Source organism: Candidatus Methylomirabilota bacterium (assembly GCA_036005065.1).
In the GTDB taxonomy this organism is placed as follows: Bacteria; Methylomirabilota; Methylomirabilia; order Rokubacteriales; family DASRDR01; genus DASYQW01.
In genome coordinates, this window is the sequence record DASYQW010000077.1 from 1 (window position 1) to 7,350 (window position 7,350).

Sequence of the window (7,350 nt, forward strand, 5' to 3'; positions counted from 1 at the left end):
GGGCAGCCACGGTACCGGCCTCTCATGCACAGGCTGACCATGGTCTCCTGAGAGAGCATCCGCGCCTGCCCTGACGGCAAGCGACAGTAGGCAACCCCGCCACGCCGCGCGCCCCACCCACTGAGCGGCCCGTGGAAGAACGGGCAGCTCAGCGTGACGATCGTCAGGTCCCGCGGCCGGTCCATGAGAGCCGCTCCCGATTCCGATTGGGCACCCGCCGCGATCGGTAGTCCATAGGCCATTCGGCTCAATCTGCTGAAGCACACGGCCCGGTGGCCGGACCGCGCCACGACCGGCGCCCCTCCCATGAAATCGTAACCGCCCGAGTGCGTTGGGCGTGGCGCATGGCAGCCCCGTTGCATCGGAACTGAGCCGGCTTCGGCGAGTGCTCTCCGCGGCTCGATCCGTGCGGAGACCGCCGGAATCGATGCGAAGAAGATCCGGCTCTTACCATGTGGGTGTAGAGGGAGTCAGGGAGGGACGGACCATGACGACGCTCACGAGCCCTGCCGCCACGCTGCCGATCGAGACGTATCCGGCCGACGAGGGGTGCCTCGCGTACCTCGTCGTGGATGACCTCAGCCACACCGCCCTCGCGGTCGATCCGCGGCTCGACCAGGTCGATCGGTTCCTCGAGAGCCTGGCGGCGCGCAAGGCGAGTCTGACCCACGTCCTCGATACCCACACGCACGCCGATCACCTTTCGGGCGTGCGCAGGCTCGCCCAGCGGACTGGCGCTTCCGTGCTCGCGCACGCGGCCTCGAAGCTCAAGGGGCCTGTCCGCCGCATCCAGGGCGGCACGACGTTCGTTCTCGGCACGAGGACCGTGACGGTCCTCGACGCCCCCGGGCACACCCCCGACTCGCTCGCGCTGCTCGTGGACGGCCACCTCTTCACGGGGGACGCCCTGTTCGCCGGCGGCGCCGGCCGGACCGACTTCATGGGCGGCAGCGCCTCGGACCTCTTCGACACGCTGCGCACGTTCGAGGCGCTCCCCGACGACACGGTCGTGCATCCCGGCCACGACTACGTCGGCCGGGCGGTGACGACGATCGGCGAGGAGAAGGCGCAGAACCCGCTCCTCCGCGAGCGAGACCGTGCGGCGTTCGTGTCCCGGCTCTCGGTCCCGGCGCCACCGCCGCCCAACATGGCGGCGGTCCTGCGCCACAACCTGGGCGAGGCCGACGCGGCGACCATTGCGGGCACGGACCTCCAGGCCCTTCGCGAGCGGGGAACGTCGCCGTTTCTCCTGGACGTTCGGACCCCGCTGGAGTTCGAGAGCGAGCGCATCGACGGATCACGGAACGTGCCCCTCCACCAGCTCGACGCCCGCCTCGACGAGATCCCCGACCAGGCGGACGTGGTCATCGTCTGTCGCACAGGGGTGCGCGCCACCATTGCCGCGGAGACGCTCGCGCGCGCGGGACGACGCGCGCGGGTCCTCGACGGAGGCGTACAGGCCTGGCGCCGGGCTCGGCTGCCCCTCCGCGAGGGGCGCAAGCGTCTGGCCGTCGACCGTCAGGTCCAGCTGATCGCGGGGACGATGGTGCTCGCAGGCGTGGTTCTCGGCACGCTCGTCAGCCCCTGGTTTCTGGCGATCGCGGCGTTCTTCGGCGCCGGGCTGACGTTCGCGGGCGCGACGGGCACGTGCGGGCTCGCCCTGGTGCTCATGAAGATGCCCTGGAACCGCCCCCTCCCGTCGCCCGCCGACGTCGGCGAGGCAGTGTGCTCCGCCGGCGGCAACACGACCGCGGCCTGCGCGGCGCCGACGAACCCGCGGAGGTCGCTGCGGTGATCACTCCGTGCGCAAGCCGAGTCAGACCTCTCGGCCGCGCCGCTCAGGACGTCGGCGGGATCCTCCGTGTCAGGCCGAGCGTGCCGAGCACGGATTCCACCTGTGCCGACGTGGGCTCGGTCGTGGTGACGCGGAGGTGCTCATCCGGGCCGAGCTCCGTGACCGGCTGGAACTCGCGCCGCATCCGGCCGAGCAGTCCCTCGGTGGCGTCCGAGATGGACGGCCCCGTGGCTCGCCGGCGCAGGCGCTCGCGGAGCGTCGCGTCGTCGCACGTCGCCTCGACGAAGAGGAACGGCCGGCCGTGGCGCCGGGCCAGGTCACGGGCCCGGGCCCGCAGGGCGCGCTCGCGGAACGTCGCATCGAGAATGACGCCTCGCCCGGACTCGAGCACGACCTCGGCCCGCCGGAAGACTTCGTCGAACGTCCTGCGCGTGAAGTCCTCGGAGTAGATGCGCTCGGGGGCCCGCCCCGTGGCGGGCACGCCGGCCAGGGCCTTGCGGGTCCGGTCCGACTCGATCACCGGAACCGCGAGCGCCTCGGCCAGCGCGGCCGCCAGCGTGCTCTTGCCGGTCCCGATCAGGCCGCCCACCGCGATCAGGGGCGCCGAGACGGCCCGCGGCTCCGGGTAGCGCCGCGCCAGGGCGAAGAGCGCCTCGGCTTCCCCCGCCTTGCGGGCCGCCTTGTCCGGCGGCGTCGAGGGATCGGCGGCCAGGAAAGCGGCGACCTTGCCGCGAACCCAGGCCCGGTAGGATTCGTAGAAGTCGATGACGCCGTAGAGGTCGTAGTCGCTCGACGCCAGCGCGAAGCCGCCCAGGAATCCCTCGGCGAGGTCGAGCCGGCCCCGGGCTCTCAGCTCCATCGCCAGGAACGCGACGTCGGCGGCGACGTCCGCCATCCGGAACCGCTCGTTGAACTCGATCCCGTCGATGACGATCGGCTCCGCCTCCTCGAAGTACACGTGCTCGAGACGAAGGTCCCCGTGTCCCTCCCGGATGTGCCCGTGTTCCACGCGGTCGCCGAACCGTCCGGCGTCGCGATCCAGGATGCCGAGCTGCCAGGCCCGGACCGCTTCGAAGGTCGCGCGCGGGACGAACCGGCCGACGAAGGGCTCCACCTGGGCGAAGTTCTCCTCCACGTTGCCCCGGATGACGTCGAGCACCCCGTAGGCCGGCGCGGTGGCCGCGTCCGCGTAGAAGCGCGCGAGCCGGGCCGCGAGGCGGGCCAGGTGCAGCGGGGTGAGCGCATCGCGCCGCAGGAGCGCGTCCGCGCTCGCCTCGTCCGCCAGCCGGCGCATGCGAACGGCGTGATCCACCACGGCGCCCTCCGACAGGAAGGTGTGCCCGTGCGGGCCGAGGCGAACCGGGACCACCCCGCGGTAGACGTCGGGGGCGAGCCGGCCGTTGAGACGGACCTCCTCCTCGCAGAGGCGGCGGCGCTTCTCCGGTGTCGTGTAGTCGAGAAAGCCGTAGTCGACGGGCCGCTTGACCTTGAACACCTCGCGGTCGGTGAGGAAGACCCACGAGATGTGCGTGATGACGCGCGTCACGCGCGCGGGACGCGGCTCCGGGTAGGCCTCGGGCCGGCAGAGATCGTCGACCAGCGCCGGCGCCATCAGCCTCGACCTTTCCGAAACGAATCGTGCGCGATGATCTTCAATATAGCCCCCGCGACCGGGCCAAAGCGTCCGCCATCGATGCATCGGCCGGGCGGCCGGACGGGCGAGTCTCGGCGTTTCGGTTTATCCTTGAAGGCGGGCATGGGACAGCGAGCGCGAGCGGATACAGACTACTACCGGATCCTCGGCCTCCATCCGGAGGCCACCGAGGAGCAGCTTCGGAAGGCGTACCGGCGGCTCGCGCTCCAGTGGCATCCGGACCGCAATCCGGGGCAGCCCGCAGCCGAAGAGCGTTTCAAGGAGATCAGCGAGGCCTACGCGGTTCTGAGCGACCCGGCCAAGCGTCACGACTACGACCGGGCCCGACGAGCCGGCGCCGCCTACGAGCCTCGCGGGAGCCGCGAGGACCTCTTCCGCGACCTCTTCGCCGACCCGCGGGCGAGCGCCGTCTTCGAAGAGCTGGCGCGCGAATTCGAGCGGCTGGGCATGCGCGTCGATCGCCACTACTTCCGGCAGACGCTCTTTGGCGGCCGGGCGGTCGTGACCGGGGGCGTCTTCATCATCTCGCCGCTGACTCCCGTGCTCGCCATCTTCAAGATCGCCCTCGGAGCCCTGCGCGCCGCCGGCGTCCTGCCGCGCGCTCGCCAGCCAGCCTTGCCGAAGCCCGGCGGGCTCCACCGGGCTTTCGCGGGCACGGCCCGCTGGCTGCTCGGCCTCCCACCCTCCCCGGCCCCATCCCAGCACGCGGCCACCGGCGGCGACCTGACGATTCCGCTCCGTCTCTCGCGGGCGGAAGCGGAGGCAGGTGGACGGAAGCGCGTCGCATTCCTACGGCATGGCGTGCGGGAAGAAGCCCTCGTGACGATCCCGCCAGGCGTTCGCCCCGGAACACGGCTCCGGCTCCGCGGCAAGGGAGGCGCGGACGCCGGCCGCCCGCCGGGCGACCTCTACCTCGCCATCGAAATCGCGGACGAGGGCTGAGCGACGCCCTCGGTCGAGCGCCGGGGGCCGCCGAACGCGCCCGCTCAGCCACCTTCGCGCTGTTCGAGGAGTCGGTCGGCGGCCTCCTCACCCGAGCGAACGCAGTCCGAGATCCCGACGCCGCGGTAGGCAGCGCCCGCCACCACGAGGCCCGGGAGCCCCGCCAACCGTCCCTCGATCGCGGTGACGCGGCTCAGGTGACCGACCTCGTACTGGGGCATCGCGGCGGCGTGGCGCGCCACGCGACTGAGGATGGGTGGTCCGCCGATCCCGAGCACGGCGGCGGCGTCCTCGTGAGCCAGGCGGACCAGCGTGGCGTCGTCGTGCTCGAGGACCGCGGCGCCCCGGGCGCCCCCGAGGAAGAGCCGCAGGAGCGCGTGCCCCTCGGGGGCCCGACCGGGATACTTCACGCTCGAGAACGTGCAGGCCAGCGCGGCGCGCCCTTCGCCGCGCGGCACCACGAAGCCGAAGCCATCCAGCCGATGGCGGATGGCGGCGCGCGGGTAGGCCAGCGTCACGGTGGCCGAGGACGCGTAGGCGATCGCGCCGAGGAGGCGGGCCAGCTCGGGATCCACGGCGGACACGAGGGCGCCCATCCGGGGCGCCTGGCCCGCCAGCACCACGCCGTCCGCCGCCACCGCGCTCCCGTCGCCGAGCCTGACTTCCCACGGGCTCCCGCGGGCGAAGCGCCCGACCGCCGTGACCGGGCAGCCGAGCCGCACGGTCCCCGCCGGGAGCCGCGCCGCCAGCGCCTCCACGAGCTCGCCCATCCCGCCGGCCAGCGTGACGAACAGGCTCCAGCGCGCGCCGCTGGCCCCGCTCTGCTCGGCCCGGCTGGTGCCCCGCCGGAGCGCGAGGATGAGGCTCCGGTATCGGCGCTCGAGGGCGAGGAAGCGTGGCATCGTCGCCGCCAGGCTCAGGCGCTCGGGATCGGCCGTGTAGATTCCGGCGACCAGCGGCTCGGCCACGCGCTCGAGCGCCTCGCGCCCGAGCCGGCGCCTGACGAAGCCGGCGAGGCTCTCGTCGCCGTTCGGCGCGCCCCGCGGGAGGACGAGGTCCAGCGCCATCCGGAGCTTGCCACGCCAGGAGAACAGGGGCGAGGCGACCATCGGCCACAGCCGCGTCGGGGCCAGGAGCAGGAAGCCCTCCGGCAGCGGGTGGAGGCGGCCACCGTGGAGGACGTACGTGCGACGGTACCGGTCGTCGGTGCTCTGGAGGCGGGGCCCGAGCCCGAGGCGCTCGGCGAGGGCGAGCGCCCACGGCTTCTCCGAGATGACGGAGTCGGGGCCGGCCTCGAGCAGGAACCCGCCTGCGCGCTCGGTGGCGATCGTCCCGCCAAGCCGGGCCGCCCCCTCACAGAGAGTGAGCGCAATAGGCCGCTCGGTCTCACGGCTGGCTTCGATGAGACGGTGGGCGGCGGCCAGGCCGGCGATGCCCCCGCCGACGACGACGACGCGGAGTGGACGTGTTCCCACGGCTACTCGATGATACCGCGGCCGTGGCGAGCGGGTCAGCCGGCGCCACGGCCGGGCGTCCTGTCCGCGGGTCGCGGAGACCTCTTGCCGAGCAGGAGGCTCGTCGTCTACCGTGCGGCTATCGCCGGCGGTACCACCCCGGTGCCACCGGGCCAAGGAGGCGCGCATGAACGCGTCCGAGAGTCTGCCCGCCGAGTTCAACGTCGCCAGCTACTTCGTCGACCGGAATGTGGCCGAGGGCCGGGCCGCTTCGCCGGCGTTCCTGTGCGAGGACCGCACCCTGACGTACGGCGAGGTGCAGGAGCTGGTGAATCGGACCGGCAATACCCTGCTCGAGCTGGGGGTCGGGATGGAGGACCGCGTCCTGCTGCTCTGCCTCGACGCGCCCGAGTTCCTCGGCACCTTCTGGGGGGCCATCAAGATCGGCGCGGTGCCGATCCCGGTGAATACGCTCATGCGCGGCGCGGACTACCTCTACTTCCTCGGCGACAGCCGGGCCAAGGTGGCCGTCGTCTCGGCGCCCCTCCTGCCCGAAGTGGGGCCGGTCCTCGGCCAGGCCCGACACCTCCGGCACGTCCTGATCGCCGGGGGAAGCCCGGGGCCTTACCTCTCGTACGAGGAGCGGATCGCGCGGGGCGCCTCGACGCTCGACGCGGCCCCGACGTCGCGGGACGACGCGGCCTTCTGGCTCTACTCATCCGGCTCGACGGGATTCCCCAAGGGCGCCGTGCACCTCCACCACGACATGGTCGTGTGTACCGAGACCTACGCCAAGCAGGTCCTGGGGCTCGTGCCCACCGACCGCGTCTTCTCGGCGGCCAAGCTCTTCTTCGCCTACGGGCTCGGGAACGCCGGCTACTTCCCCATGGGCGTGGGAGCCCAGAGCGTGCTCTACCCTCACCGGCCGACCCCAGAGGCGGTGTTCGAGATCCTGACCCGCCGCCGCCCGACCCTCTTCTTCGGGGTGCCGACCCTCTACGCCGGGATGCTCGCGGTGAAGGAGGCCGAGCAGCGGTTCGACCTGTCGTCGCTCCGCCTGTGCGTCTCGGCCGGCGAGGCGCTGCCCGAGGAGCTCTGCACGCGCTGGCGCGAGCGCTTCGGGGTGGAGATCCTCGACGGGATCGGGACGACCGAGATCCTCCACATCTTTCTCAGTAATCGCCCGGGGGCGGTGCGGCCGGGGTCGTCGGGACTTCCCGTCCCGGGCTACGACGCCGTGATCGTGGACGACGACGGACGCCCGGTGCCGCGCGGGGAGATCGGCAACCTCCGGGTCAAGGGCGACTCCACCATGGCCTACTACTGGAACAAGCACGAGAAGACGAAGGAGACGCTCTACGGCGCCTGGATCCAGACGGGGGACAAGTACTCGCAGGACGCCGACGGCTACTTCTGGTACGCCGGCCGGGCCGACGACATGCTCAAGGTCGGCGGGATCTGGGTCTCGCCGGTGGAGGTGGAGGCCACGCTCATCAAGCACGCCG

General features: G+C 72.4%; 6 protein-coding genes. 3 read left to right on the forward strand and 3 right to left on the reverse strand.

Annotation, left to right across the window (positions count from 1 at the left end; genetic code table 11):
* A partial coding sequence (locus VGW35_05945) for a hypothetical protein (GenBank protein HEV8307191.1) occupies positions 1-185 on the reverse strand: 185 nt, incomplete at its 3' end.
* Positions 186-487: 302 nt separating this feature from the next.
* Between VGW35_05945 and VGW35_05950 the strand changes: the two genes are divergently transcribed.
* Positions 488-1,795, forward strand: coding sequence for a rhodanese-like domain-containing protein (locus VGW35_05950; GenBank protein HEV8307192.1), 1,308 nt, complete (start codon positions 488-490; stop codon positions 1,793-1,795).
* 43 nt (positions 1,796-1,838) lie between these two features.
* Here the strand turns inward: VGW35_05950 and VGW35_05955 are convergent, their stop codons facing one another.
* Positions 1,839-3,407 carry an AAA family ATPase gene (locus tag VGW35_05955; GenBank protein ID HEV8307193.1) on the reverse strand — a complete coding sequence of 523 codons (1,569 nt, stop codon included), beginning with the start codon at positions 3,405-3,407 and terminating at the stop codon, positions 1,839-1,841.
* 144 nt (positions 3,408-3,551) lie between these two features.
* Between VGW35_05955 and VGW35_05960 the strand changes: the two genes are divergently transcribed.
* Complete coding sequence (locus VGW35_05960; protein HEV8307194.1) at positions 3,552-4,391, forward strand: DnaJ domain-containing protein; 840 nt, start codon at positions 3,552-3,554, stop codon at positions 4,389-4,391.
* Between the two features lie 44 nt (positions 4,392-4,435).
* Here VGW35_05960 and hemG read toward each other — a convergent pair whose 3' ends face one another.
* Entirely contained in the window at positions 4,436-5,866 is a 1,431-nt protein-coding gene (gene hemG, locus VGW35_05965) for a protoporphyrinogen oxidase (GenBank protein HEV8307195.1), read from the reverse strand.
* A gap of 166 nt (positions 5,867-6,032) precedes the next feature.
* Here hemG and VGW35_05970 point away from each other — a divergent pair.
* A partial coding sequence (locus VGW35_05970) for a benzoate-CoA ligase family protein (protein HEV8307196.1) occupies positions 6,033-7,350 on the forward strand: 1,318 nt, incomplete at its 3' end.

Excerpts from the sequence above, each read along its gene's own strand:
- VGW35_05950 (HEV8307192.1), top strand. The coding sequence starts at position 488 with ATGACGACGCTCACGAGCCCTGCCGCCACGCTGCCGATCGAGACGTAT.
- VGW35_05955 (HEV8307193.1), bottom strand. The coding sequence starts at position 3,407 with ATGGCGCCGGCGCTGGTCGACGATCTCTGCCGGCCCGAGGCCTACCCG.
- VGW35_05960 (HEV8307194.1), top strand. The coding sequence starts at position 3,552 with ATGGGACAGCGAGCGCGAGCGGATACAGACTACTACCGGATCCTCGGC.